Source organism: Ruegeria sp., assembly GCF_965199275.1.
Classification (GTDB): Bacteria; Pseudomonadota; Alphaproteobacteria; order Rhodobacterales; family Rhodobacteraceae; genus Ruegeria.
In genome coordinates this window covers 330,098-356,928 of the sequence record NZ_CBDAQX010000021.1, presented here as the reverse complement: position 1 = coordinate 356,928, position 26,831 = coordinate 330,098, and the positions used below count along the sequence as shown (strand labels likewise).

General features: G+C 59.2%; 26 protein-coding genes. 7 read left to right on the top strand and 19 right to left on the bottom strand.

Annotation, left to right across the window (positions count from 1 at the left end; all coding sequences use genetic code 11):
* Positions 1-137: 137 nt before the first annotated feature.
* The gene (locus ACOERD_RS16520) at positions 138-956 is read left to right on the top strand and encodes an OB-fold-containig protein (protein ID WP_419739757.1); all 819 of its coding nucleotides are present in this window, start codon (positions 138-140) and stop codon (positions 954-956) included.
* 25 nt (positions 957-981) lie between these two features.
* Here ACOERD_RS16520 and ACOERD_RS16515 read toward each other — a convergent pair whose 3' ends face one another.
* From ACOERD_RS16515 to ACOERD_RS16490, 6 genes are all read right to left on the bottom strand, one after another.
* The gene (locus ACOERD_RS16515) at positions 982-2,202 is read right to left on the bottom strand and encodes an MFS transporter (protein WP_170660363.1); all 1,221 of its coding nucleotides are present in this window, start codon (positions 2,200-2,202) and stop codon (positions 982-984) included.
* Positions 2,203-2,285: 83 nt separating this feature from the next.
* On the bottom strand, positions 2,286-2,879 hold the full coding sequence (locus tag ACOERD_RS16510; protein WP_419739756.1) for a YceI family protein: 594 nt from the start codon (positions 2,877-2,879) through the stop codon (positions 2,286-2,288).
* A gap of 60 nt (positions 2,880-2,939) precedes the next feature.
* Positions 2,940-3,551 (bottom strand): ImuA family protein, encoded by a 612-nt coding sequence (locus tag ACOERD_RS16505; RefSeq protein WP_419739755.1) that lies wholly within the window; start codon positions 3,549-3,551, stop codon positions 2,940-2,942.
* Between the two features lie 48 nt (positions 3,552-3,599).
* Complete coding sequence (locus tag ACOERD_RS16500) at positions 3,600-4,181, bottom strand: retropepsin-like aspartic protease family protein (RefSeq protein ID WP_419739754.1); 582 nt, start codon at positions 4,179-4,181, stop codon at positions 3,600-3,602.
* Between the two features lie 39 nt (positions 4,182-4,220).
* Positions 4,221-4,841, bottom strand: coding sequence for a MarC family protein (locus tag ACOERD_RS16495; protein WP_170677742.1), 621 nt, complete (start codon positions 4,839-4,841; stop codon positions 4,221-4,223).
* Positions 4,838-6,691 carry an ABC-F family ATP-binding cassette domain-containing protein gene (locus ACOERD_RS16490; RefSeq protein WP_419739753.1) on the bottom strand — a complete coding sequence of 618 codons (1,854 nt, stop codon included), beginning with the start codon at positions 6,689-6,691 and terminating at the stop codon, positions 4,838-4,840. Before ACOERD_RS16490 ends, ACOERD_RS16495 begins: the two co-directional genes overlap by 4 nt.
* A gap of 108 nt (positions 6,692-6,799) precedes the next feature.
* Here ACOERD_RS16490 and ACOERD_RS16485 point away from each other — a divergent pair, with 108 nt between their 5' ends.
* Complete coding sequence (locus ACOERD_RS16485; RefSeq protein ID WP_419740157.1) at positions 6,800-8,002, top strand: multidrug effflux MFS transporter; 1,203 nt, start codon at positions 6,800-6,802, stop codon at positions 8,000-8,002.
* 115 nt (positions 8,003-8,117) lie between these two features.
* Positions 8,118-8,540: a nucleoside-diphosphate kinase gene (gene ndk / locus ACOERD_RS16480; RefSeq protein WP_155143779.1), complete on the top strand. Its 423-nt coding sequence runs from the start codon at positions 8,118-8,120 to the stop codon at positions 8,538-8,540.
* Between the two features lie 56 nt (positions 8,541-8,596).
* Here ndk and ACOERD_RS16475 read toward each other — a convergent pair whose 3' ends face one another.
* A complete protein-coding gene (locus ACOERD_RS16475) occupies positions 8,597-8,944 on the bottom strand; it encodes a TfoX/Sxy family protein (protein ID WP_419739752.1) in 348 nt (115 codons plus the stop codon).
* A gap of 131 nt (positions 8,945-9,075) precedes the next feature.
* Here ACOERD_RS16475 and ACOERD_RS16470 point away from each other — a divergent pair, with 131 nt between their 5' ends.
* The 3 genes from ACOERD_RS16470 to ACOERD_RS16460 are packed head-to-tail and all read left to right on the top strand — an operon-like array spanning position 9,076 to position 11,810.
* Positions 9,076-10,587, top strand: a complete 1,512-nt coding sequence (locus ACOERD_RS16470) for a CHAD domain-containing protein (protein ID WP_419739751.1) — start codon at positions 9,076-9,078, stop codon at positions 10,585-10,587.
* A 3-nt stretch (positions 10,588-10,590) separates the two neighbouring features.
* A complete protein-coding gene (locus ACOERD_RS16465; protein WP_170642079.1) occupies positions 10,591-11,346 on the top strand; it encodes an AAA family ATPase in 756 nt (251 codons plus the stop codon).
* The gene (locus ACOERD_RS16460; protein ID WP_170642077.1) at positions 11,343-11,810 is read left to right on the top strand and encodes a CYTH domain-containing protein; all 468 of its coding nucleotides are present in this window, start codon (positions 11,343-11,345) and stop codon (positions 11,808-11,810) included. The genes ACOERD_RS16465 and ACOERD_RS16460 overlap by 4 nt, the downstream gene beginning before the upstream one ends.
* Here the strand turns inward: ACOERD_RS16460 and ACOERD_RS16455 are convergent.
* Positions 11,807-12,304, bottom strand: coding sequence for a sensor histidine kinase (locus ACOERD_RS16455; protein ID WP_419740156.1), 498 nt, complete (start codon positions 12,302-12,304; stop codon positions 11,807-11,809). The genes ACOERD_RS16460 and ACOERD_RS16455 overlap by 4 nt on opposite strands.
* Before the next feature lie 85 nt (positions 12,305-12,389).
* Entirely contained in the window at positions 12,390-12,548 is a 159-nt protein-coding gene (locus ACOERD_RS16450; RefSeq protein ID WP_419739750.1) for a hypothetical protein, read from the bottom strand.
* Between ACOERD_RS16450 and ACOERD_RS16445 the strand changes: the two genes are divergently transcribed.
* Positions 12,541-14,283 carry an IS1634 family transposase gene (locus ACOERD_RS16445; RefSeq protein WP_419737624.1) on the top strand — a complete coding sequence of 581 codons (1,743 nt, stop codon included), beginning with the start codon at positions 12,541-12,543 and terminating at the stop codon, positions 14,281-14,283. The genes ACOERD_RS16450 and ACOERD_RS16445 overlap by 8 nt on opposite strands.
* Before the next feature lie 6 nt (positions 14,284-14,289).
* On the opposite strand, the gene ACOERD_RS16440 is transcribed toward ACOERD_RS16445, so the two are convergent.
* The 10 genes from ACOERD_RS16440 to ACOERD_RS16395 form a co-directional block, all read right to left on the bottom strand.
* Positions 14,290-15,207 (bottom strand): HAMP domain-containing protein, encoded by a 918-nt coding sequence (locus tag ACOERD_RS16440; protein ID WP_419739749.1) that lies wholly within the window; start codon positions 15,205-15,207, stop codon positions 14,290-14,292.
* Complete coding sequence (locus ACOERD_RS16435) at positions 15,200-15,880, bottom strand: response regulator transcription factor (RefSeq protein ID WP_419739748.1); 681 nt, start codon at positions 15,878-15,880, stop codon at positions 15,200-15,202. Before ACOERD_RS16435 ends, ACOERD_RS16440 begins: the two co-directional genes overlap by 8 nt.
* 180 nt (positions 15,881-16,060) lie before the next feature.
* Positions 16,061-17,497: a Do family serine endopeptidase gene (locus ACOERD_RS16430; protein WP_419739747.1), complete on the bottom strand. Its 1,437-nt coding sequence runs from the start codon at positions 17,495-17,497 to the stop codon at positions 16,061-16,063.
* Positions 17,498-18,132: 635 nt separating this feature from the next.
* Positions 18,133-19,314 carry an ISNCY family transposase gene (locus ACOERD_RS16425; RefSeq protein WP_419737631.1) on the bottom strand — a complete coding sequence of 394 codons (1,182 nt, stop codon included), beginning with the start codon at positions 19,312-19,314 and terminating at the stop codon, positions 18,133-18,135.
* Positions 19,315-19,660: 346 nt separating this feature from the next.
* Positions 19,661-20,260: a nucleotidyltransferase family protein gene (locus tag ACOERD_RS16420; RefSeq protein ID WP_419739746.1), complete on the bottom strand. Its 600-nt coding sequence runs from the start codon at positions 20,258-20,260 to the stop codon at positions 19,661-19,663.
* Positions 20,261-20,291: 31 nt separating this feature from the next.
* Positions 20,292-22,709, bottom strand: coding sequence for a GcvT family protein (locus ACOERD_RS16415; RefSeq protein ID WP_419739745.1), 2,418 nt, complete (start codon positions 22,707-22,709; stop codon positions 20,292-20,294).
* A gap of 92 nt (positions 22,710-22,801) precedes the next feature.
* Complete coding sequence (locus ACOERD_RS16410; RefSeq protein ID WP_419739744.1) at positions 22,802-24,109, bottom strand: HlyC/CorC family transporter; 1,308 nt, start codon at positions 24,107-24,109, stop codon at positions 22,802-22,804.
* 63 nt (positions 24,110-24,172) lie between these two features.
* A complete protein-coding gene (locus ACOERD_RS16405) occupies positions 24,173-25,126 on the bottom strand; it encodes a tyrosine recombinase (RefSeq protein WP_419739743.1) in 954 nt (317 codons plus the stop codon).
* Positions 25,126-26,649 (bottom strand): hypothetical protein, encoded by a 1,524-nt coding sequence (locus ACOERD_RS16400; protein ID WP_419739742.1) that lies wholly within the window; start codon positions 26,647-26,649, stop codon positions 25,126-25,128. Before ACOERD_RS16400 ends, ACOERD_RS16405 begins: the two co-directional genes overlap by 1 nt.
* Positions 26,639-26,788: a hypothetical protein gene (locus tag ACOERD_RS16395; protein WP_170376734.1), complete on the bottom strand. Its 150-nt coding sequence runs from the start codon at positions 26,786-26,788 to the stop codon at positions 26,639-26,641. The genes ACOERD_RS16400 and ACOERD_RS16395 overlap by 11 nt, the downstream gene beginning before the upstream one ends.
* Between the last annotated feature and the right edge of the window lie 43 nt (positions 26,789-26,831).

Here is a 26,831-nt window from a genome sequence, read left to right as displayed (position 1 = left end):
ACCTTATGTAATCGGTCAGCAAAAGACCGGGTTTGTCATGGATGGCACGAAAACCATGGTTGCGGTGAAAAAAGGCCCCACGACCAAATTGTCGATTGTATTCGGGCAAGGGGGCGCGATACCCTTTTGGTGGCTAATTGAATTACGGCCTTTTGATTTATTTTTGCACGACGTTCTGCGCCCTTTTCATGCGAAAGAACTTCGATTTCATGGTGCTTGTTTATGTTCGATTTTCTTCTCCAAAGCGCATTCACACCCTTTACGATGGCGCTTGTACTGCTGTTTGGCCTATTGGGGTCGAGCTCATCGCCACGCTCTTTGTTGGAAGTCTTCTGGCCAGTGAAGGTCTAGCTGACCCGAAAGCCCCTGGTCCTACTGTTGCGGACTTTGATCTCGATAGCGAAGCCGGCATTGATCTGGGTGCGTTGGAACTGGCCGAGATCGAGGCCGAGGTTCCTGCTGCCTCTGTGAAAGGAACACTGACGCAGCTGGGGATTGGCGATGTGCCGATCATGATTTGGCTGGTGGTCCTGCTGGTCGGTTTTGCTGTTGTCGGGATTGGCGTTCAACTGATCGTGGAGGACCTTTTGGGCTCCGACTTGCCTGTTGGGTTGGCGACTATCCCGGCGGGTGTTTTTGGCCTGTGGTTTGCGCGCCGGTTTGGCCCGACCTTTACCCGTCTGATGCCGAAAGCGAAAACGGACTGGGTGCCTGAACGGGTGCTGGCACAGCGCATTGGTGTGGTGACGCAAGGCGCTGCCTCTCGCGGACGACCGGCAGAAGTGCGCGTCATGGATCGGTTCGGAAATCCCCATTACATACAAGCAGAGCCGTTGCAGGACCGAGACACGCTTGAGCAAGGCACGGACGTTCTTGTTCTGCGGGACAGACTCCTTGACCGTTTCGTGCTGGTCGGACTGTCCGATAGAACAGATCTCCAATCCGTAGAACAATAGCACCAAGGGTGTCCCGGCCCTTTCTCTATTCCTCGCGCGAGCGTTTTAACAAGCGCCCAATCGTGAAGGACGTTCTGGGGGCATAGACATAGTTCGTCCGCTCCTCTGGGGTGGGGCGTGAACGCATCCGGGCCAGACCAAAGGCTATCAGACCCAAATGACCAACAGCGACAAAGGCAAACAGCGCACCCGGGCCGAATTTCTCGATCAGAGTGGAGGAGATGTAGGGCGAGGCAATCGCGCCCAGCGCGTACCAGAACATCAGTGCCGCAGACAGCTCGACCCGTTGTTCAGTGGTGGCAAAGTCGTTGGCATGAGCCGAGGAGACCGAAAAGATCGGGAAGGTGGTGAAGCCGAAAACCCATGCCGCCAGCATCACCCCGAGCGTCCCTGTGTTGCTGGCCATCATGGTTATTCCACAACTCAGCACCGCAGCGGCAGACAGCCAGATCAATACCCAGCGCCGGTCGTATTTGTCCGCAAGCCATCCCATCGGATACTGCGCCATTGCACCACCCAGAACAAATGAGGCGAGGAAGAAGGCGATCTGATCAATGCCTAGGCCGACCTCTTGCCCGTAGACGGGGCCGACCATGCGGAACGAGGCGGAACTGAGCGCTGCAACGATCACCCCAGCAACCGCCAGAGGCGAACTGCGCCAGGCCAGTTTTGGGCGCAGGCGCGGTGCGTCGGGTGTTGCGGGCTGGCTGGCGCGTGTCAGGGTCAGCGGCAGCAGGGAGGCACAGCACAGGATCGCCAGAAGATTGTACGAAACGTAAGAGGCGGGCGGCAGCACTGCGATGATCAACTGCGCGCACAGCGATGCACCCATATCGGCGATGCGATAGGTGCCCATGGCGCGCCCGCGAGTTTCATTGGTGACTTTCGCGTTCAACCAGGCCTCGATCACCGTGTAGCACCCGGCGACACAGGTGCCAGACGCGATCCTCAGGAACGCCCAGACATAGGGGTTTTCGGTCAGTGTATGGCCAATCAGGCCCATCGCGCCCAGTGCGGTGCAGACGGCAAAGGCGCGGGAATGCCCGACGCTGCCCATCAGACGCGGAGCCCACCAGCAGCCGACAAAGAAACCGATGAAATGCGCCGAGCCCAACAGACCGATTTGTTCGGTCGTGAAATTCAGCGTGATGCCGGAAATGGCATCAAGCGGCCCAACGCCGCCGGTCGACAGTTGCAGCAGAATGACAGAAAGGAATAGGGCGGCAAAGGAAATGATCGTGCGCATGATGGGTCCACCTTGGCGAGGCTTTCAGACATTGCGCGCAGCTATTCGACGTCAAGGAGTCGTTTTTGAACTTTCGCCTTTGGTCAAAGGCGGCTTATCTCGGCGCGAATGTCCAAAGTGACGGTGTCATTCACCAGATCAGGATAGCCCGAGGCGCCAAAGTCGTGCCGGTTCAGCGCGCCCTTCAAGCTGATCGATAGGCGATCCAGATCACCCGCCGTTGTGCCCTGCGGACGGTAGAGGCTGGCTTGCAATGTGATCGGACGCGTCACCCCCCGAACTGTCAGGTCCCCGGTGATACGGGCCCCATCCGAGATGCGCCCATCCTGCCCAAGCTCGATCCCGGTTGAGACGAAGGTGATGGTCGGATGGCTTTCGGCGTCCAGAACACTGGGGCTGAGCATCGGCGCGCGCGCGAAGGGCAGTCGGGTCTTGGCTTTGCTCACGTCCAATGCCACCTGAACCCGGCTGTTTTGCAGGCGGGTCGTATCCACTTGAACATCCGCTGTCCGAATCGGCATGGTACCCCTTTGCGCGACGCCGGACAGATCGAAGCTGAAACCAACCTTCGTATCGCTTTCCGACAGGGCATAGGGGCTGAGCGCTGCATGCAGCGTTTGGGCGAATGGTAGGGTCGCCAGCCCCGCAAGAACGGCACGTCGGTTCAAATCTCTCATGACCGGACGCTAGGGCGCGCGGCCCCTTGGACCAACAAAAAAATGCGTGATTAGGTGTGTTCAGTCCACGGCGGCGATCTGGTCAAGCTGCAGCCCGGCGCGCGGTTTGATCTGCGTGGCCGTCCAACGGGCCGGAGGCAAGGCACGGGCGCGGCGGCGGGTCAGGGTCCAGCGGCGCGCCTCGCCCTGATGCGTGGCGGCCATGTGCCAACGGGTCTCGATCCCTTGCGCACCCCCGTCTCCGGGCGTCAGCAGCAGACCCAGCGGGGCCCGCCCCATGGTGCCGCCCTGTTCGGCGGCCAGATGCATCCGGCGCACGGGCGTCAGCCCTGGCGCGCCGGGCAGATCCCCGACGATCAGCGGGATGGCCCCGCTGCGCAGCGCTTCTTCCATGCACCACAGCAGGTCCTCGGCGCGGGTGGGACGGACAAAGATGAACCGGGCGGGATCAGCAAAGGGCATTATCCCGTCGGGGTTCAACTGCCCGGGCTCCCACGCTGGGGAAATCCATAGGACCGGCCCTTGCATCTGACCGGCCAGCCACATGGCAAAGCTGCGCCGCGCGGGGCCGCAGCCTTCATGCACGCGCCCCAGTTGTAGGGTGATCCCATCCTGTAACGTAACCCCCGGCGCGGCGCGCGCGGGCTTTTGACCAAGAAGCTGAACAGACATGAGCAACTCATATCATGTTCTCATTTTGTTCTCAAGCGTCACACGCGCCTAGCGTGACAGGATCATACGCCCATCGGTGAACTGGATATTCGAAAAACGATGCAGGTAGTCCATGCCCAGAAGCGACTTGTGCAACTCACCTTCGTTGATCCAGGCCGAGACATTCTGGTCGGTAATTGGCCCCACCGTCAGCGTGTCCAGCCGCACCGGAGCGGTCCGAACCTCTCCATTGGCGGTCAGGGCGCGGCCAAAATAGTTCAGCTGGTTCGGGTCGATCCCCGCGCGTCTGGCGTCTTTGTCGCTGAGAACAATCTGGCTGGCTCCGGTATCGACCAGAAAGGTGATCGGCTCTCCGTTCACGTGAACCGGCAGATAGTAATGCCCGTCGGCTGATCGGGGCACCTCGATCGTCTCACCCGTCACCGTCATCTGCGGAGCGGGGCCGACCGTTGTACGGATATCCTCCCACAGGCCAACCACGGCCACGACACCCACGAAGATGAACACCCAGGCCATGACCTGCTGCAGGGTTTTATTCAGCGATTGGCGGTTCTGCGCCAGGAACCAGAACACAACAGCCGTACCCAGCACGCTGAGGTAGACCAAACGCATTACATTGTCGGTGTCCATTCCGAAATCCTTACTCGCTACACAGCAGTATATGGGGGGTCAGGACGCGAATCCAAAGGCCTTGAGGCCATCCAGAATGAACTGAACCGACAAAGCCGCCAGCAACATACCCAGCAGTCGGGTCAGGACGTTCAGCCCGGTCTTGCCCAGAATGCGGCCGATCAACCCGCCAGCCAGAAAGAAGATCAGGACAACAGACATCACCGCCAGCATGACGATGCAGGCCTCGACAATGCCCAGCACGCCGGGATGCTGGCCGGCCAGCAGGATGATCGTCGCGATTGAACCCGGCCCCGCGATCAGCGGAATGGCCAGAGGGAACACGGACGGGTCGGGATGTTCCTCTTCCTCGGCCCGGTCTTCGCGGCGTTTGGTGCGGCGGTCGAACAGCATGTCCAGCGCGGTCAGGAACAGCAACGCCCCGCCTGCAACGCGGAAGGCGGCCATCGAGATCCCGACAAAGCCCAGCAGCGCCTCGCCAAAGGCGGCAAAGGCGATCAGGATGAAGACGGCGGTCAGGCAGCTGCGAATGGCTGTTTTGCGCCGGGTCCTGGCATCCATGTCCTGTGTCAGCGCCACGAAGATCGGCGTGGTGCCGAACGGGTCGATCACCACGAACAAGGTGGTGAAGGCTGTAATGAAAAAGGCCAGATCCATCATGCGGCATTCTCGGCTTGTTCAAGGCGTTCCGCTGCGGCCACCCATAGGGCCTCGGCCTTTTGCATGGCTTCCGAGACCTCGGCGAATTTGCGGTTCCAGGTCTCCAGATCGTTGATTCTGTCATCCTCATACAGCGCCGGATCCGCCAGCTTGGCCGAGAGTTTTTCGTGCATATCCGTCAGCTTTTCGATCCGGTCTTCGCATTTACGCAGATCGGCGCGCAGGGCCAGCATCGCTTCACGAGACGGGCGCTTGGGCTTTGCAGCCGGCGGCTTTGCTTTGACCGGCTTGCCCCGGGCAAGCAGCATCGTGCGATAGGCCTCAAGGTCGTCGTCGAACGGCTTGACCGTCCCGTCCGAGACCAGCCAAAGTCGATCCGCCACCAGCGACAGCAGGTGCATATCGTGGCTTACCAGAACAACCGCTCCGGAATAGGCGGTCAGCGCCTCAACCAGCGCCTCGCGGCTTTCGATATCAAGGTGGTTGGTCGGCTCGTCGAGGATCAGCATATGCGGCGCATCAATGGTGGCGAGCAGCAGCGACAGGCGGGCTTTTTGCCCACCGGACAGGCGGCCAACCTCTGTCTCAGCTTGGCTGGCGTTCAGGCCAAACCCGGCCAGACGCGAGCGCCATTTGCCCGGGGCCTCATCCGGGCGCAGACGGCGCAAGTGGTCCAGCGGAGTTTCGTCCACATAGAGTTCATCTACCTGATGCTGCGCGAAGTAACCGGTCCGCAGCTTGTTGCTGCGGGCCATTTTGCCGGCCATCAGGGGCAGGCGGTCCGACAATAATTTCGAAAGGGTCGATTTACCCTGACCATTCTTACCCAGCAGCGCGATCCGGTCGTCCTGGTCAATGCGCAGGTTCAGACGGCGCAGCACTTCGACTTCGCCATAGCCAGTCACGCCACCTTCGATCTGAATGATGGGCGGCGACAGTTCCTCAGGCTCGGGGAAGGAAAACGCGCGCAAAGCGGCCTCTTGCGGGGTAGAGACCAGCTGGATGCGTTCAATCATCTTCAGGCGGGATTGGGCCTGAACGGCCTTGGACGCCTTGTAGCGGAAGCGATCCACAAAGCTCTGCAGATGAGCGATGCGGGCTTTGGCCTTGGCATTCTCGGATTCCGCCTGCGCCAGACGTTCCGCGCGGCGCTCGGCGAACTTGTCGTAGGGGACTGCGTAGTAAGTGAGCTTGCGATCTTCCAGATGCAGGATCGAACCTACGGCCCGGTTCAAAAGACCGCGGTCGTGGCTGATGATGATGACCGTGTGAGGATACTTCGCCAGATAGCTTTCCAGCCACAGCGCGCCTTCGAGGTCGAGATAGTTGGTCGGTTCGTCGAGCAGCAGCAGATCGGGCTGCGAAAACAGTACCGCCGCCAGAGCCACGCGCATCCGCCAACCGCCCGAGAAATCCGAGCAGGGGCGCAACTGGTCGTCGTCATCAAAGCCCAGACCTTTGAGGATAGAGGCCGCACGCGCCTCGGCCGACCAGGCGTCGATATCAGCCAGTCGGGTCTGGATCTCGGCAATGCGAGCGGGGTCTTCGGCGCTTTCAGCCTCGGCCATCAGCGCGCTGCGCTCGGTATCGGCGGCCAGGACGGTATTGATCAGCGACACGTCGGACGAGGGCACCTCTTGCGCCACGCCACTAATCCGGGCGCGTTTCGGGATCGAGATATTGCCCGATTCCAATGCCAACTCCCCCCGAATAAGGCGGAAGAGGGTGGTCTTGCCGGTGCCATTGCGGCCCACAAGGCCAACCTTGTGGCCATCTGGGATGGTTGCGCTGGCCCCGTCGAACAGAGGGCGGCCCTCAACGGCGTAGGTGATGTCTTCGATCCGTAGCATGACGCGCTCTTAGCAGAGCCGTGATGCCGCCGCCAGCGGCTAAGCATGTTCAACCCAACCGCGATGTGTTAGCGCTTTCTCGCTTGCCAATTTGAAACGGTTTTGACCATGCGCGCCGCCCAGACGCCTCCAACTTTGATCACGCTGATCTTTGCTACGGCGCTGTCGGTTCTTTCGCTGAATATGTTCCTACCTTCGCTGGCGCATATGAGTGAGGATTTCGCGGTCGACTATGGCCTCGTGAACCTGTCCGTCGCGGGATATCTGGCGGTATCAGCTGTACTTCAGCTGATCATGGGGCCGCTGTCGGATCGTTACGGACGCAGACCTGTGCTGTTGATCTGCATGACGATCTTTGTTTGCGCTTCAGTCGGTTGCGCCCTAGCAGAGTCGATCTGGCTATTCCTTGGCTTCCGCCTGTTGCAAGCCGCTGTCGTGGCGGGGTCAGTCTTGTCCAGCGCGTCGATCCGGGATCAATACCCACCGAATGAGGCCGCCAGCAGACTTGGCTATGTCGCTATGGCGATGGCCCTCGCGCCAATGCTCGGGCCGATGCTGGGCGGGGCGCTTGATATGCTCTTTGGCTGGCGGGCAGGCTTCGTTTTGTATTCGCTGTTGGGGGCGGGACTGTTGACCTTGCTTTGGTTCGACATGGGCGAAACCAACATCAATCGCTCCTCAACTTTCGCTGCACAGCTGAGAGAATACCCGCACTTGTTCCGCGCCCGCAGGTTCTGGGGCTATGCCCTTTGCGCCGCGTTTTCGATTGGGGGGTTCTACAGCTTTATCACTGGCGCGCCGCTGGTCGCTGCAGCATGGTTCGATCTGAGCCCCGCGATGCTGGGCCTGGGCATTGGAATCATCACCGGCGGCTTCATGGTGGGCAATTTCATCACCGGACGCATCGCTGCACGGACCCGGCTGACCACGATGATCCTGATCGGACGGATCGTGGCCTCGACCGGCCCCTTCCTCGGGTTGCTTTTGTTTCTGGGCCAGATGGGCTCGGTCTGGGTGTTTTTCGGCTCTGCCATCTGCGTGGGGTTTGGCAACGGGTTGACCAACGCCAATGCTTCGGCTGGCGTCATGTCGGTACGCCCAAAGCTGGCAGGCAGCGCCGCAGGTCTTTCGGGCGCGATGATCGTGGCGCTGGGGGCTGTGCTGACCTCTATCACCGGAGCATTCGTCAACGCCGAAAACGGCCCGTATCTGGTTCTGGGCATGATGAGCGGCAGCAGTTTCATCGGCCTGCTAGCGGTGCTCTACGTCCGCCGTGTCGACCGTCTAGAGCCTTTGCCTGACACAATCTGAACCGCAAAGCGCGGGGCAAGGCATCATAAGACTTTTCATGAGCCACATACCATGTTAGGCGGCGCGCGATGGATTTCGGCGCACACCCCGCGCCACATTGTAAGGAGAGGCCGATATGGCACTGGAACGCACATTCTCGATCATCAAACCCGATGCAACCCGCCGCAACCTGACTGGCAAAATCAACGCCAAGTTCGAAGAAGCTGGCCTGCGCATCGTTGCGCAAAAGCGCATCCACATGACCAAAGAGCAAGCTGGCAAGTTCTACGAAGTTCACGCCGAGCGTCCGTTCTATGACGAACTGTGCGAATTCATGTCGTCTGCTCCGGTCGTTGTTCAGGTTCTGGAAGGCGAAGGCGCCATTGCAAAGAACCGTGAAGTCATGGGCGCAACCAACCCTGCAGACGCAGCAGCTGGCACCATCCGCGCTGAGTTCGCTGAATCGGTCGGCGAAAACTCGGTCCACGGTTCGGACGCTCCGGAAACCGCTGCGGTCGAGATTGCCTACTTCTTCTCGGGCATCGAACTGGTCGGCTAAGCCGCCGCTTTGGTGAACAGATTGGGCCGCTCCTGATTGGGGCGGCCTTTTTCGTTTCAGATCTGCTTTAGATCGTGGGCTGCAATCCGTACCCCGATGGCATCCAGGTCTGAGACCATTTGGCTTTCCGGGGCCGCCTTGGTTCCGGATTTGATCGTGTCAAACCGTTGTCTTAACGCCTTTTTCTCCTCGCCCTTGCAGTCGTTCCAAGGGCGGCCCTGCAGTCCCATCACCAGCACATAGTAGCCGATGAAATGCGGCTTTGTGCCTGCGGCCAACAGCTTGGCATAGGCGGCATCGGCGCCCAGTTCTCGCAGCTCCTGCGCCGAATGGATGCCCGCGCGGGTGCAAGCCTGTTCGAAGGCGGGGCCGAGGTTGCGGATGGAGGAGACCGGATCAGACATGCCTTGGTTTTAGCCGGACGGTTTTGACCTGTCACCCGCACAAATCCCCGGTTTGGTTGATCTTGTTCTTGATGCAGGGCGCGTTTCACGGTCTCATGACGATATGTAGAAGGATCGAGCAGGGGTCAGACGTGTCGCAGGGAACAAACGGATTCTTCATCCTCCCCGGCGGGCTTGATCAGGCCGCGCTCGAGAGCGCTTTGCCCAGTTACACTGTCGATATCCAGATGGGCAGCGCCGCGCCGTTCCTTATGCTTGATTGCCACGATCAGTCGCTGCGCAGCTCTGGCCGGGTACTGCTTGAGAGCAGAGGGGGGCTGCGGCTTGTCTCGATGCAGGGGCAGGTCGCCGAGCAGCAGGCCAAGGGCAAGGGGCAATTCGTTCAGAACCTGCCTGATGGTCCGGTGAAGGCGGCGCAGAGCGGCTTTCCTTCTTTGCGCGCCTTGACGCCAATTGGCACCGGCGAGGTTGAGGAAGGCAAGCTCACGATTCTCGACGATCTGCAAAAGACGCAGGTTCGGGGGCATACCCTGTCGCTTAGAACGGATCGGGGGCAGGTGGCGTTTGTCTGGCTGCAAAAACTGCGCGGTTATGACCGCGCCTTTGCCGCAGCTTGTGAGAGCCTTAAGGGGATGACTTCGGGCGGTATTGACGACTTGTTCGACGTTTTGTTCCCAGACATGATGCGTTACCGTGCCAAACCGGAGATCGCGCTCGGCACGCAAGAACCCTCTTTGGAGGTTGCGACGGACCTTATCCGGACCTATCTCAGCGTCGCACGTCAGAATGAAGCTGGCATAGTGGCGGATATTGATACCGAATTTCTGCATGACTACCGAGTGTCTTTGCGGCGCATCCGCTCAGTTGTGAGCTTGTTCAAAGGGGTGTTTTCAGATCAGCAGACGGCAGAGTTGAAACGGGTTTTCTCGGACCTGATGGCCCCAACCGGGCGATTGCGGGATTTAGATGTCTACCTTCTGGAAAAAGGTATGTATCTCAGACTCGTACCGGAAAATCTTCATGCCGGTGTGCAGGCCATGTTCGACCGGTTTGAACAAGAGCGCGCGCGGGAACTTTCCCGTCTGTCCCGCCATTTGCGCAGTGCCGCCTACGAAACTACAATGACCGATCTGGCGCAGAATTTTGCAAGCCCTGAAAACCTGATACCCGGGCCGAGCGCTGATCGCGGAGCCTATAGTTATGCCTGCGCGCTAATCTGGAAACGTTATCGCAAGACTTGCAAACTCGCCCGCAGTATTAGTGACGAGACGCCAGACCAAACCGTCCACGACCTGCGGATCGATTGCAAGAAACTGCGATATCTGATGGAGTTCTTCGGGCCTCTGTTCAATGCAAAGGACTTCAAAACGATCCTCAAGCCTCTGAAAAAGCTGCAAGATAACCTGGGCCTGTTCAACGACTACTCGGTCCAGCAAGAGGCGCTGCTGGCGTTTGTTACCGACCAAAGCACCGCCCAAGGCCGCGTGGGCGCGCAGCTTGGTTTGGCCGCTGGTGGCCTAATCGCAGTTCTCGACCAACGCCAAAAGGCCGAACGTGCGCGCGTGATTTCAAACTTTCAGCATTTCGACAGCCCGAAGATCCGGCATCTTTTCCGTAGCCTGTTTCATCACACAAAGGAGTGAGGAATGAAGATCATTGCCTGCTACAGTAACAAGGGCGGCGTCGGGAAGACCGCGACCTCGGTTAACCTTGCCTATGCCTACGCGCAGGCGGGTCAGCAGGTGCTTTTGTGCGATCTGGATCCGCAGGGGGCCTCGGGGTTTTATTTCCGGGTCAAGCCTTCGAAAAAGCTGACAGACGCGCGTTTTTTTGAGGATGTTGAACGGTTTACCAAGGCTATTCGGGCCAGTGACTTCGAAGGCCTGGATGTGTTGCCCGCTAACCTGACATTCCGTGACTTCGACGTGTTCCTATCCCGGATGCGCAACAAGCGCTCGCGTTTGAAGAAGGCTCTGGTCGCGGCAGGCAGCGATTATGACGTGATTATTCTGGATTGCCCGCCGAACTTCTCGACCCTGTCCGAGAACATCTTCCGCGCTGCTGATGAGATCGTTGTGCCGGTGATCCCGACGACACTTTCGGAACGCACATTCGATCAGCTGGTTAGCTTTTTCGAAGAACACAAATTGCGGAAAAAAAAGCTGAGGGCGTTCTTCTCGATGGTGCAGAAGCGCAAGATTTTGCATCAGGACACAATGGAGAAGATGCGCGGGCTATACCGCAAACGGTTTCTGCAGACCTCGATTCCCTTTACCGCGGATATCGAGAAAATGGGCCAGCACCGCGCTCCGGTCAGCACTTATGCTGCACGCAGTGCGGCCGGTGCGGCGTATCAGGCGCTCTATGATGAATTGGAGAACGGGGTGATTGCATCCAAATGAGCATCGAAATCGAACGCAAATTCCTGGTCGCTGAGCTGCCCGATTTGGCTGGAACCAAAAAGGCCGTGGTGCGGCAGGGTTATCTGACGGCCAGTGAGGACTCGGTTGAGATGCGTCTGCGGCAGAAGAACGACAGCTATTTCCTGACCCTCAAAGGCGCGGGCGGTCTGGTCCGGATCGAGCGGGAGGTTGAGCTCTCAGCCGATCAGTTCGAAACCTTCTGGCCCGAGACCGAGGGGCGGCGGGTTGAGAAGGTGCGATACACAGGCACGCTGCCGGATGGGCATGTGTTTGAATTGGATGTGTTCGAAGGCGATCTGGCACCGCTGTGTCTGGTTGAGGTCGAATTCACCTCGGAGCTAGATGCGAAAGGCTACACGCCGCCTGCGTGGTTCGGTGCGGATGTGACCGAGGATAAGCGCTACAAAAACAAGAACATGGCGATCAAGGGACGTCCGAGTTAGCGTGCCAGTTTCAGTGTAGTTTCGAGGCCGGGATCGCAGTTGCGAGCCTCGAACGCGCCACCATGCATCCGTGAGATTGCAGCCACCAAGGCAAGGCCCAGTCCGGCATTGCGCTCAGTCCGTGCAGGGTCGAGCGTTACGAAAGGTTGTTGCAGGCGAGGTAGGTCCTGTTCCGGAACGCCGGGTCCCTCATCGCGCACGCTGACGCGGGTGCAGGTGGTGTCCTCTGCAAGGGATACGGTGATGGTCGAATCCTCTGGCGCATAGCGCAACGCGTTGTCCAGCAGGTTGGACAAGGCTTGCGACAGAAGAGGGCGGTGGCCCTGAATGGGCTTGGCCTGTCCTGTCACCTCAAGTCGGACATTCTGATCCGCCGCGACCGGCTCATAAAGGTCCACGACATCCGCAACCAGTTGGTGCAGATCAACATCCTCAAACTGTTCGCGCCCCAGCCCGGCCTCGGCGCGTGAGATTTCGGTCAGTTGCCCGAGCACACGCAAGACATGATCAACCTCGGTGGTGGCCCGGGCGATGTCGATCTCGCGATCCAGATCGCTTTTGTCCGGGTCGGACAGCGCCTCAACCCGTTGTTTCCTGACTTCCGACCTTTTTGTTGATCTGACTGGGTTTTTGGTTTGTTTTCAGGTGTGGTTGCTCAGAGGCGCGTTGTAGTGCCCCATTATTATAAAAAGTATTGACATGGGCCTTCAGATGGCTAACCTCTTCGCCCATGTTCATCCGCACCAAACATGACGCAAAGCTCAACCGCACACGGATCCAGATCGTTGAATCCGTCCGCACCGGCTCCAAGGTACGCCAGAAGATCCTGCGCCATGTGGGTGTGGCCCATAACGACAGCGAGATTGAGGATATCAAGCGTCTGGCGGGCCGCTTGATGGAGCAATTACGCATTGATCGCTCGCCGCAAATGGAACTGTTCACGCCCACGGAATATGCCGATCTGCAGGCGCTGGTGCGCCGCGCTCCGCGGCCGGACAAGCTTGGCGTTGATCTTGCCGAGTGCCGTGAGGAGGCGCGGGTCTCTCTGGGTCTGCGGGATGTCATGGGGACGATGTATGACCAACTGGGTTGGGGGGCCCTTCTGGGGGCGGCGCGTAAAAGTGCCAATCGCATTGTGAAAGAGCTGGTTATGGCGCGGATCGCACAGCCCGAGAGCAAGCGCGCGACCGTGGAGGCGTTGGAGAACCAGGCAGGCATCACGCTCAATCTGGACGTGGTCTATCGGAGCATGGATTACATCAATACGCCGGTGATAGACGGGATTTGCAAAACCTCTCACGCGGCGGCAGAGAAGTTGCTGGGCGGGCCAGTGACCGTGCTGTTCTACGATTGCACGACCCTGGCCTTTGACACCGAGCGCGAGGACCCGGCCGAGGATGCGGACGGGGTCGAGCAGGATCATCTTCTGGCCAAGGGCTTCAGCAAGGATGGCAAGCATCACCGCGCTCAGGTCATGCTGGCGCTGATCGTCACCTCCGATGGGCTGCCTGTGGGCTATGAACTCTTCCCGGGAAACACCTGGGAAGGTCATACGCTGGAAGCTGCGCTGAAGGCGTTGGAGGGACGCTTCGACGTGGCCAGGGTCACGTTCGTGGCCGATGCCGCCATGCTCAGCAAGGACAACCAGCAGATGTTGCAGAACAAGGGTCTGCCCTACATCCTCGGCTATCGCATGAAGTCCGCCCCGGCCGCCGTGAAGGCGAACATTTTGAGCCCGGAGGGACGCCAGCCTTGGGCTGGACACGGTTCTGAAGAGGCAACCGAGAAGGGCTGGTACAAGGTGATCGACCAGGAGGGAGCGCGGGTCATTGTGACCTGGTCACCCACCCGGGCACGCAATGATGCCCACAAGCGCGACAAGGCAATCGAAAAGCTGCACAAGAAGCTCAAGCGCTCTCGCAAACCCGGCAGCTTCAGCAGCCGGGGATATGGCCGCTTCCTGGCCTTCCCCGACAGCGGGGACGTCACGCTGGATGATGCAAAGATCAAGGCAGCGGCACAATGGGACGGGCTGCATGCCATTGTTGTTCATGGTGCGGACGAACTGGAGGCACAGGACGTCATTGCCCGCTATCACCAGTTGTGGGAGATCGAAGCCTGCTTCCGCACCAACAAGCACGATCTGAAAATCCGGCCCATCTATCACTGGTCGCCGCGTCGGGTCCGGGCCCATATCGCCATCTGCTACATGGCCTTCTGCTGCCTGCAGCACCTGCGCAAGCATCTGGACCTGCTCGGACACCCGATGAGCCCGGCTCGTATCCGCAACGAGTTGAACGCATTGCAGCTCTCGATCCTGCGCCACAAAGGCACCCCTGACCGCTACGGCATGCCAAGCCATGCCACGGTCGATGCCAGACGCATCCTCACCTGCGTCGGCCTGACCTGGAACGAAGCCCCTTTCAAGATACCCCCCGGGCGCACCCGAAAAACTGGCCAGACCAAAGCCTGAGCTCCCTCAACACTCCGAAACAATCGCTGGCGAAAAAAGTCCGTGTAGTGCCTTTTGGCAACCAAGGCATAATAATATCAATGACTTATACGAAAAAATGTCGGAAGTCAGGAGATCGCTTTTGTCCGGGTCGGACAGCGCCTCAACCCGTTGTTTCAACCGGGAAAGGGGCGAGCGAAGGTCATGCGCGATCGAGTTCGAGGTCGTGCGTAGGTTGCTGATCAGCTCTTCAATCCGGTCGAGCATGGTGTTCAAGGTCCCGGCGACCTGATCGAATTCATCTCCGGTGCCGCGTATCGGCATCCGACGGGACAGATCACCCGAAACGATATTCTCCGCCGTGCTGGCAATGTCGGACAGGCGCGAAAACACCAGTCGGGTGAACAGCCATCCGGTCAGCAGGCTGAGCAGCAGGGCAATCCCGAGCGCCAGCGCGACCGAGCGCAGCAGGACGCGGTCAAATTGCTGACGGGCAACGGCATCACGCCCAACGATAAGGCGCTCGCCACCGGGCAGGCGGATTGAGGCGGCAGAAACGGGCACCAGCTCGTCATTGTCGGCGCGGCGGACCTCAAGATCGACCCAGCCACTGCCCGCCGTGATGTCCTCGGGCCAATGTTTGAGATTGCCCGCCAGTTTGTTGCCGAACCGGTCGGTCAAAAGATAAAGCGCGTCGCGTTCCGAGGCACTGGGCAGGCGGCGCTCGATTGCGGTGATGAGGCCAATAAGACCGCGCCGCTCATATTCATCGGCAAGCCCGGTCAGTTCCGCCGAGACGACCGAGCGTGTTTCGGATTCGATGCTGCGATTGGCCGTCACATAGACCAAAGCCAGCACCGTCGCCGTCAGAATGGTGCTGAGAACCATGCTGGCGACGACAAGTCTTGTTCTGGAATTATTTACCGAAAGCCGAAGGTTATCCATCAGACATCATGTAACCCGCGCCCCGGACGGTTTCAATCAGCGGTACATCTCCGCCTTCGTCCAGTTGACGCCGCAGTTTCGAGATGTGGACGTCCACTACGTTTGTGTTCGGGTCGAAGTGATAGTCCCAAACGCCCTCAAGCAGCATGGTGCGCGACACAACTCGGTTCTTACGACGCAGGAAGAATTCAAGGATCTGGAACTCGCGCGGTGTCAACGAGATCTCGTGCCCGTCGCGTGTGACCTTGCGGGTCAGCAAATCCATCTCAAGGTCTTTGCAGGTAAGGGTCGGTGTTTCTTCGGCGTCCTGCGGGCGGCGCAGCAGCGCCTCGATTCGCGCATGAAGTTCCTGGAACGAGAAGGGTTTGACCAGATAATCATCCGCGCCCGACCGTAGCCCTTTGACACGTTCATCAACAGCGCTCATGGCGGTCAGCATTAGAACCGGCGTTTTCAGCCCGGCAGCGCGCATGGATTTGATCAGGGACAAGCCATCCAATCCGGGCAGCATCCTGTTCAGAACAATAGCATCAAAACCTCCGTCAGTGGCGTGATACAACCCTTCGCGGCCATCTGCGGCAACCTCGACCACATAGCCTTCTTCGCTGAATCCTTTCGCGATGAAGTCCCGTGTATCTGCGTCATCTTCGACGATCAGCAGGCGTCTGCTCATGATGGAGGCTCCTTTTTATTCGAATTTAAACACAATTTATGGCCAAAGCACATGGCCTGAGGAAAACACGAGCCGGGTGCGTCCTTGCGCACCCGGCACGCCCGGCGAATTGCGGACAAACCAATCCGCCAGGAGGCGCGCACCAGATCTCCCCATCATGTGGCGCGCGCGGGCCTGAGGTCAGACGATTTCAACCGCCACGAAGATCTGGTTGCCACCGCGGTTGATCAGCACGAGAGCGGGGTCTGTCTTCTCGCTGTCCAAAGCCGCCTTAAGGGCGTCCGGCGAAGCGGTCTCCTGGCTGCCCAGTTTGACGATCACGTCGCCCCGCTGCAGTCCGGCCTTGGCCGCAGGGCTGTCGGGCTTCAGATCGGTCACGACGACCCCGTCGATCCCTTCGCCAACGCCCATTTCGGCACGTGCAGTTTCAGTCAGAGGGGCAACGGTAACACCGAGCGATGTGCCCGAGACCTCGGCCTCGACGGGCGCGTCGGTCTGAGCGGACGCGGCCTGGTGTTGGCCGATGGTCAGCTCCAGCTGCTGTTCGGTGCCATCCCGCAGGACGGTCAGAATGCTGTCGGTGCCCACTTTGGTGGTGCCCACAAGGATCGGCAGGTCGCTGCTGTTGTCCACGGGTTCATTGTTGAAGCTCAGGATCACATCGCCTTGCTGCAACACACCATCCGCCGGGCTGTCAGTCACGACATCGGACACCAGCGCGCCGGTTGAAGCGTCGATGCCCAACGCAGCTGCCAATTCAGGGCTGACATTCTGGATCGAAACACCCAGCCATCCGCGGCTGATCTCTCCATCATCGCGCAGATCGGCCGTGATGTGATCCACGATGTTAGAGGTGACGGCGAAACCCAACCCGACCGAACCGCCGCTTGGCGAGTAAATGGCTGAATTCACGCCGATAACCTCGCCCTCCATGTTGAACAGTGGGCCACCCGAATTGCCTTTGTTGATGGCGGCATCGGTTTGGATGAATTCGGCGTATGGTCCTTGCGAAATATTGCGCCCTTTGGCGGACACGATGCCGGTGGTGACGGTGGAACTCAGACCGAAGGGGTTGCCGATGGCCACGACGTCTTCACCAACGCGGATCACGTCGCTGTCACCCAGAGTCACCGCTTGCAGCTCAGCCTCAGGCTCGATCTTCAGGACGGCGATATCGGTCAACGGGTCGGTGCCGACGACCTCAGCGTCATACGTGCGATCGTCGCTCAGACGGACGGTGATGGTTGATGCATTGTCGACCACGTGATGGTTGGTGACGATGTAACCCTCGGCATCCAGTACAAAACCGGAGCCCAGACCCTGGGACGGACCGCGCTGTGGCATGTCGAAGCCTTCGGGCGCTCCGAACCTTTTGAAGAACTCACCAAAGGGGTGGTTTTCCAGATCAAAGTCCTGACCCCGAGCAGGCGTCGCGACCGCGTCCTGTTCGGCAATAATGGTCACAACCGAAGGCGAGACCGTCTCGACCAGATCGGCCAGCGCTTCATCAGCCATCGAGGGCAGGGCCGTTGTGGCCAGAAGGGCTGCGCCCAAGGCACTGGCGCCAACCCAGCTGGATTTGCTCGGCAAGAATAGTGAGGATTTACGGATGCTCATTTTTTGTCTCCTGTTCACGTCGCGCGAATTGAGGCGCGCGTTGAAACAGCAAATGAACCTTCAATCTGTGTCTTTCCTGACTGATGAATTAAGAAAACTTAATTTTGCCACAAAGCAATTGTTCCGTGTCGGCGGAGCGCTGTTGGGATTCGCGGATTCAGGCCTGCTGACGCACTGCGAATCGGAGGATTGTTGCTGAATTGGCTGTCAAACTTTGAATTAGGTTGAATTGAATATTGAGCATGAACAAACGACGGATCGTTTGGCGGCGTTTTTCGTCACTCTACCTAAAGTAGAAGATAGCCGAAAAATATTCTGGCGATGTAAACTATATTCTTGCAATTACATGGTTATTATTGAATAAGACCACGTTTAATCGGACCGTTTCAATGCTTCTGCCAACGGAAATCCCCTTAAGGTTGATCTTGACGCGACGGGATGTTGCCCAAAAACCAAACTGAGACGTCCCTAGTTAACCGTTTCTTCTAATTTTACGTGTCGAGAACATTCTGAATTGTCCGGTGTAGGTAACATGCCAATTGTCCGCTTCAGTTGATTGCGCGGTGGCCCAATTCGGAGGGAGCCGTAGGCGACCGTAGATTTGGGCCACCGCGTTCGCGCCACGTCGAAGCGGGTCACGCGACTTTGTGTTTGCTATCCTCCTGTGTGATGGGTGATCCGTCAGGCTGGTAGCGGCCAATGCATCTCGGGCCGTGGAAGATGACCAGTTGACCATCGGGGTATTCGTGGACCCTGACCTTCGCCTTGACGAAATGATGACGGTGCCTGTCTGCCGCGATCTGCATGACCAGGCCCTTGTAGCGCACCGTATTGTCGTTGCCGACGACGCGGTCTTCCTGCACACACAGGGTGTCGCGCACATTGCCTGTAAACGGCACGAAGGCCGAGGTCGTATCCTCCGGCTCCTTTGCAAACAGGGCATTGTGTTCGGGAAGATAGACCTCTTTCAGGAACTGATTGGCCTCTTCAATGGTTGTGATCCCATGGGACCGCAGTTCCTGCGGCAATCGGTTCTGGAACGTGCCAAACATGCGTTCAGACCGTCCACGGGCCTGCGGTGAATAGGCCGGGATCAGCTCAATGCCGAGTTGCTGCAAGGCGCGCCCGACCTGGGTCAGATTGTCCTTGTCCACTTTGCCGCCCGCTTCGGGCGTATGCCAGTAATGAGAGCCCCGATCGGCATAGAGCGAGCAAAACAGACCTTGCGCCTCGATCACCTCTGTCAGCCCCTGAAAACTGCTCATCGTCCCTTCTTCCTCGACAAAGAATGCCGAATAAACCCGGTTGGTGGCATCGTCCATGGTGACGATCAGATCCCACCACTGACCCGGAACCCATTCATGGCTGGAGCCGTCCTGATGCAACATCATGCCAACCATCGGACGGCGGGGCCGCTTGCGCCGATGGGCACCTCGTCGGGGTGCTGCCTGAACCCGGCCGTGGCGCTGCAGTGTAAGCCGCACCCAGTTGTAGCTCTGTGTGAAACCATGGTGGGCCACCAGCTTCTCGTGGAAATGCTTCGGCGTGTAATCCCAGTACTTGGTATCAAACAGTTCAAGCATCTCCATGACCTTATCCGTGGCAACACGATTGTTGGCCAGTTTGCCAAGCCGACGGTCGTACAGACCTTCTGCACCATCCGCCTCAAATCGATCCTCCCAACGCCTGACGGTGCGCACGGATACACCCAGTATCTCAGCCGCCTGTTCTTGCGTCAGCTTGTTCGCGCTTCGCCGCGAATACACATCTTCAAACTTCATCAGTCGAACTTCCTGTAACACTTCTGCTCGGTTCATAACGCCTCCTCTCAGAGACAGAATAGAACCGGACAGATCGCATGTTACATACACCGGACATATCGCGTGTTAGCGACATTCTTCTAATTTTACGTTGTTTCGAAGGATCGGATCAGCAAATATAAACATGCCCAAGTGAGGGGGAGCCAAAGGCACTAGGGGGTGCCCGTGGCTTGCTCAGTCTTAAAGCGCTGGTGGCATGTTAACGAGGGGGTCTTGTTTAGGTTTTAGCTGCTGTACGCCTAACCACCTGTATAGGTGATTTGGTTTAGCTTTATTGATTGCTGAAAGTGGTAGTCCTGTTTTGGGCACACGACCCGGTCTTTAACGACCGGGTCGTGTTCATTTACGACCCTCGTTTTCTTAGCCAGTCCACCCATGCCTCGGGTGTGTCGAGGTCAAGCAGGGCATTTTCACCGGGAAGACGTGTCAGGTGTGCCTTGTCCTTGTGCGCGCGAATGACGGATTGGGCACCTTGATCTCCGGTCAGTTTCCGAAGTTCTGGAAAAAGCTGACGATCAAAGATAACGGGATGGCCAGGCTTGTCAGCCGACGTGGCCCCGCGCCAGATCAGATTATCGGGATTGGCGCGTCTCGCGTTCTTCACGGCTCTTAGGTCATTCGCGGTCAGCTCAGGCAAATCCGCCAGCAGCACCATGACAGCCGGCGCAGCGGCATCCACCTGGGCCAACGCGCCGCGCAGGCTGGCGTTCATGCCTTCTGCAGAATCCGCAATTGGGACCTTCCGCAAATCCAAACCACCCAGCGCGTCGTAACGCGCATGAGGGCGTGGAGGAAGCGCAACGATCACCGGTCCGACTTCCAAGGCTGTCATGGCAGATCGCCGCAAAAGGGGCATGTCGTCGACCGCTTGAAGCAGCTTATCTGCACCGCGCATGCGCCGAGATTGCCCTGCCGCAAGCAGTATGATGGGTATGTCTGTCATAGGGGCAACATGCCGTCCACTTGCTGCGTTGTCAGCCCCTCATTCGGTCGCCCTCAGGATCAAAAAGTGGGGTGGAGATCACCCGCGCGGTCCGCATCTGACCGAGGATTTCGATCTGAACCTCCAGCCCGTCTTTGATACGGTCCGTCGGAAGGAACCCCATCGCGACCGAGGTTTGGGCATAGTGGGAAAAGCCTCCCGAGGCGCAAAAACCGACGACCTCTCCGTCCAGCCAGATCGGCTCGTAAGCGTTCACATCGGCATCTTCTGCGTCCACTGCGAACGCGACCAGTTTGCGCGCCGTACCACTATGTCGCTCTGCCTCGGCCGTTGCTCGGCCAATGAAGTCGGTGTTTTTGGAGAATGAAATGAACCGATCCAACCCCGTTTCCGCGGCTGTATAGTCTGGTGAGAACTCACGCATCCATGAGCCAAAGAACTTGTCCAGACGCAGGGACATCATGGCGCGCATTCCGAAAGGCACCATCCCATGGGGTTGCCCGGCCTCCCACAAAGTCCACCAGAGCTGTCGTTGCCCCATCGGATCGCAATAGATCTCATAGCCCAGATCGCCGGTGTAGCTGACTCGCTGCACGAGGCAATCCGTCATGCCGATCGTCATTGGACGCACGTCGAGGAACCGGAGGGTCGAGACTTCCTCGCGCGTGCAGGCGGCCAGTACCTCGGTCGCCTTAGGGCCTGCGATTTGGAAGCCATTCAGCTGGTCGCTGATATTGCTGATTGAGACGCCCTCGGCGGCGTTCTGCTGGAACCAACGCATGTGGTAGGCTTGGCTGCCGTATGAGGCGGTCAGGCGGAAGTCAGTCTCACTCAGGCATGACACGGTAAAATCACCGATCAGCTTGCCTTTGGGCGACAGCATCGGGGTCAAGGAGACTCGGCCCGGTTGAGGGATGCGTCCCGCCATGATCCGATCCAGCCACGCGCGGGCATTCGGGCCCGATATGCGATACTTGCCGAAATTGTGGACCTCGTTGATTCCTACGCCTTCGCGGACAGCGCGGACTTCGCGCCCCGTGGCGTCAAACGCGTCCGAGCGCCGGAACGAGGGCGTCTCATAACCCGGCTCATCACCTTGCGCGAAATAATTCGGCACCTCCAGCCCATATTGCTGACCCCACACCGCGCCCAGATCGCTGAAGATGTCATACATTGGCGTGGTGCGATTGGGGCGCGCGGCGGGCAGTTCCTCGTTCGGGTAGGCGACGCTGAACCGTTTCTGATAGTTCTCAATGACCTTCGGGCGGGTATAGCCCGGGCTGATCCAGTCGCCGAACCGGGCCACGTCCATGGCGAAGACGTCGCGCTCCGGCTCGCCTTCGATCATCCATTGCGCCAGCGTCAGGCCAACGCCGCCGCCCTGGCTGAATCCGGCCATGACACCGCAAGCAGACCAATAGTTGCGCATCCCGGGCACCGGCCCGACCAGAGGGTTCCCGTCCGGCGCAAATGTGAACGGGCCATGGATCACCGATTTCACCCCGGCCTCGGCCAGAACCGGGAAGCGGCGATAGGCGAACTCGATACTGTCGGTGATCTTGTCATAATCGTCGGGCAGCAGTTCATGCCCGAACTCCCATGGCGTTCCGTCGACGGCCCAAGGCTTGCAGGGTTGTTCGTAGAACCCGATGCACAACCCGCGTCCTTCCTGCCGCAGATAGCTCTCTCCAGCAGGGTCCATCACATGCGGATGCTCTCCGCCCGCGTCGATGATGGCCTCGATCTGAGGGATCGAGTCGGTGACCAGATATTGATGTTCCATCGGATGTAGCGGGAAATAGACACCCGCCATTGCACCGACCTCACGCGCCCAGAGACCACCCGCGTTGACGATATGTTCGGCGTGGATCGTGCCCTTGTCGGTGACCACATCCCAGGTGCCATCCGCGCGTTGGTTGGTTTCGCGCACCATGCAATTGGTCTCGATCGTGGCTCCACCCATTCGGGCCGCCTTGGCATAGGCATGGGTGGTGCCCGATGGGTCCAAGTGCCCATCCAGCGGATCATAGAGTGCACCGATGATGCCGTCGGTGTTGGTGATGGGCGCAATCTTCTTGATCTCATCGGGGCCGACGATTTCGGTTTCCAAACCCATGAAACGGTGCTTGGCGCGCTCGGCCAACAGCATGTCGAACCGATCCTGGTTGTCCGCCAGCGTCACGCCCCCCACATGGTGCAAGCCGCAGGACATGCCGGTGATCTCTTCCAGTTCCTTATAGAGGCGGATCGTGTAGCCCTGCAGCGCCGCCATGTTGGTGTCGCCGTTCAGCGTGTGAAACCCGCCCGCCGCGTGCCAGGTCGAGCCCGAAGTCAGCTCGGACCGTTCCAACAGCATCACGTCGGACCACCCCAGTTTGGTCAGGTGATACAGAACCGAGCAGCCAACAACGCCGCCCCCAATGACCGCCACGCGGGTTTGCAGTTTCATGAAAGACTCCCAGATTTTCTGGAAGTCTGACCGGAGGCTCCGGGGGCGCAAGTGTAAAAACGACAAAAAATGTCGTGCATGTCGCCCCGCGCTTAGAGAGGTCTGATCTTCAGCTCCGTCACCCGGTTGCCCTCGCGCGCGGTAACCTCGAACCGGAACCCGTGGAAGGAAAACACCTGACCGACCACGGGGATCATCTGCGCCTCATGTATCACAAGGCCGGCGACGGTGTTCGCCTCTTCATCCGGCAGGGACCAGTCTAGGGCGCGGTTGACGTCGCGGATGGTCATGGCCCCTTCGACCAGAAACTGGCCATCCTCGGTGCGGGTCACGGGAACCTCTTCTTCGATATCGAACTCGTCGGCGATTTCACCAACGATTTCTTCGAGAATATCCTCGAGCGTGATCAGGCCGCGCAGCGATCCGTATTCGTCGACCACCAGGGCAAAGTGGCTACGAATGCGCAGGAACTCTCGCATCTGGTCGTCCAGAGTGGTGGTTTCTGGTACGAAATAGGGATCGTTTGCCACTTTGGTGATGTCGAAGCCGGCCAAACGGTCCGAATTGCTCTCGGATCCGCCGACCTGAGCATACATCGCGCGGAACAGATCTTTGGCATGGACCACGCCGATGATGTTCTCGGGCTCGTCACGGAAGACCGGCAGGCGGGTGTGGCGGCTTTGCAGGCATTGCTCCAGAATGGCATCCGGCTCAGCATCGGCGTCGATCATTTCGATGTTCGAGCGGTGGAGCATGATCTCTTCAACCGCACGGTAGCCCAGATCAAGCGCGCCCAGAATGCGGTCGCGGTCTTCTTTCTCGACCACGCCTTCGGAATGGCCCAGCTGCAACGCGCCTGCGATTTCCTCGCGCACGGCGAGGATATTGCTATCGGGGTCGATCTGGACACCGAAAATGCGCAAGACGCCGCGCACCAACAGGCGCACCGCAGCCACGATGGGCGAGAACACGGTGACGACGACGCTGATGATCGGTGCCACGGCAGAGGCGGCTTTTTCCGAATTGGTGATGGCATAGGTCTTGGGAAGAACCTCGGCAAAGATTAGAACCAAAAGGGTCATGACCAGCGTCGCAAGTGCCACGCCGCTTTCACCGAACAGTCGGGTGAACAAGGCCGTCGCCAACGAGGCCGCAAGGATATTGACAAGGTTGTTGCCCAGCAGGACCGAGCCGATCAGCCTCTCATTGTCATCGGTGATATCGAGCGCCTTCTGCGCCCCGCGAGAGCCTTTGTCGGCCTGTGCCCTCAGCTTCCCTCGGGACGATGCGGTCAGCGCTGTTTCTGAGCCTGAGAAAAAGCCCGAAAGGACAAGCAAAAGCAGGATAGCGCCAGTGGTAAACCAGAATGCGCCGTCGATCAGAGAGGATGTGGGTTCCATCGGTCCTTGGTTGTTCGTGTTTCTGCACCCGTTATGGGGATGCGGACCCTTGCAATCAAGGGGTTAGCCCTTGCTACCGTTGTCTTTCGCCAGCGGGTGATGTTCCAGCACCAGTTCTGACAGCCGTTCATCCAGAACATGGGTGTAGATCTCGGTCGTAGCGATGTCTGCGTGGCCCAGTAGGGTCTGGATTGAGCGCAGGTCGGCCCCGTTTGCCAACAGATGGGTGGCGAAGGCATGGCGCAACGTATGTGGCGTGACCTTTTCGGGCGAGACACCGCCCTGAAACGCCAGTTCTTTGACCAGCAAAAAAAACCTGTGCCGGGTCAGGTGCCCGGATTTGCCCCTCGACGGGAACAGGAATTTTGATCGGGTGCCGCCTTTTTCAACACTTACATCCTCGGCCTTGTCCCGCTCTTCAAGCCAAACGGCCAGCGCATCGCGAGCCGGGGGGGACAGGGGAACCATCCTCTCTTTGCCGCCCTTGCCCAGAACCAGCAACATGCGGGGATCGCCGCGGGCGGATGAGACGGGCAGGGAAACCAGTTCCGTCACCCGCATACCGGTCGCGTAAAGAAGCTCCATCAGGCAGGTGTTGCGGATACGGTCGGTCGGGCTGCGTCCGGTCTGGCGGGCGGCCTCCAACAAGCGGTCGACCTCCGGGACGTCCAGCGTCTTGGGCAGTTGCTTCTTGCGGCCCGGGCCTTTGATCTGAATGGCCGGGTTCGCCTCGCGCCAGCCTTCTTCGAACGCGAACCGGTAGAGTTGTTTGATCGCCGACAACCGCCGGGCGCGGGTCGCGCGGGACAGGCCCTGCGCATCGCAATCGATCAGATAGGCTTCAATCCTGTCACGATCGGCCTGCTCGAAACTGGTTTTTCGATGCTCCAGCCACGCGGCGAAATCCTTCAGGTCGCGACCATAGGCCAGGAGAGTATTGGTGGCCGCGCCCAATTCGGCGGCCTGCGCTTGCAGGAAAGTCGAAATCCACAGCTCATCTGATGCTGGACCGCTCATCATCCACGCTCGTTCAGGATCAGTAGGTTCAGCGCAGCGCGGCGGGCGGTTTCCTCTAGCCCGACACGACGGAAGGCCGCGATGGCTGCAGTCATGTCCACCAGATTGCCGCGCGCGCCGTGGGCAAACAGCTGCATCGCCTCCAAAATCGCCTCGCCGAGTTGGCCATTGTCCAGTAAGGCCTCGATATCCGACGGCACCGGAGCGGCCCAGGCGAACCCTTGAGCGACCGCATCTGCCAAAGGCGACGGCGAGACAGCGCGGCCCGGATCACCCTGCGCCAAGGCCGCCAGGAACTGCGTCTCAACTGCTGTGTCCGGCGCTTGCATCGCGGCGCGTTCATAGAAATCCGAGAGCATCAGGATACGCCAGCGCAGGGCTTCCACATCGGCCCCCTGCAATTCGACCCTATAGAGGCGTTCGGCGAAAAGATCTGCAAAAGGTACTTCAAGCCCGACGCTGCGCATTTGTTTCCAGACGAGGGGGAGGGTCTTGCTGATCGCCTCGATATTGCCGGTTTCAAGGGCGGTTTCGAACTGCTGCACAGCGGCCACCCGATCCCAAACGGCACCTGATGCCGCCGGAGAACGCTCGGTGTAAAGACCAAGCAACTGGTTTGGAGTCAGCGCGCCAATGCGGGTCAGGCGTTCAGCGGCTTCGATCTGCGCCTTCCAGCCTGCCACATCGCGCAGATCAGCATTGGCAAAGGCCCGCGGCAGAGGGGTTGAGGGCAAACGCTCCCCAATGGCCTCAAACAGCCTGAAGCTCAGCGGATCCGGGTCCTCGGGTTGCGGCAGGTAAGGCGCGTCCTCAAAAATGTCGGGGTTGAGGAAACGGTCGAGGAGGTCCAGTTCCTCAGGCGGCAACAGCTCTAGCGCGTGGGCGGCCTCAAGCGTCAAAGCGGCAGAAGGCCAATCCCCCCGGCGGGCCTTGCAGAAGATCTGGGCCGCATAGTCCTTGGATAGGTTGGGCTGGGCAATCAGCGCCGTGCAGCTGCGATCTTCGTCTCCAGTCAAAAGCGTTGCATCAAACCAGCGTTCGAACCGGGCCTGCGTGTCCGTTGGACCGGCGAGTTGTACCAGTGACTGCGCCGGGTCCGCCGCGCCGAGCTGCATCAGTCGGTCCAGACGCGCCAGCAATAGTGTTTCTTCCCCAGACGCACCGCCGGGCGCGCGGGCCTCGGACAGAAGAAGGGTGAACAGCAGGCGCTGCATGGCCGGGTTGTGCTTGACCGGGATGCGAGCAATCAGTTCTGAAATCCGCTCGGGGTCGCTGCCATGCCAGAGGTCGACGGGTAGCCCGGTTACACTCGACGACACCAGACCGATCGGCTGCGACAGCGCGTCCAGAGGCGTGACCTCAACCACGGGCTGGCCTCCGTTCTGTGCGACCGGAGGTTCCAGCAGCACAGTTCCCGGCAGGTTCTCGGGCGGGTCGTTCAGCCAATCAATCGCAGTCAGCGGCTGCTGCGCCTGCGCTGCTCCGGCCAGATACAGCGCAACCAACACGTGCTTAATCGACATCCAACGTGACCGGTTCACGGATTTCGCTTTGCGGGGCCGAGAAATCGGCACCGAAATAAGGACCCACATAAGCGTAGGCCACCAGCCCGATGAAGGCCAGGCAAACAATATATATCAGGAACTTGATCAGACGGCCCATTGCGCCACGCTGCCTCAATTTTTGGTTTTGACCAAGTTATAAC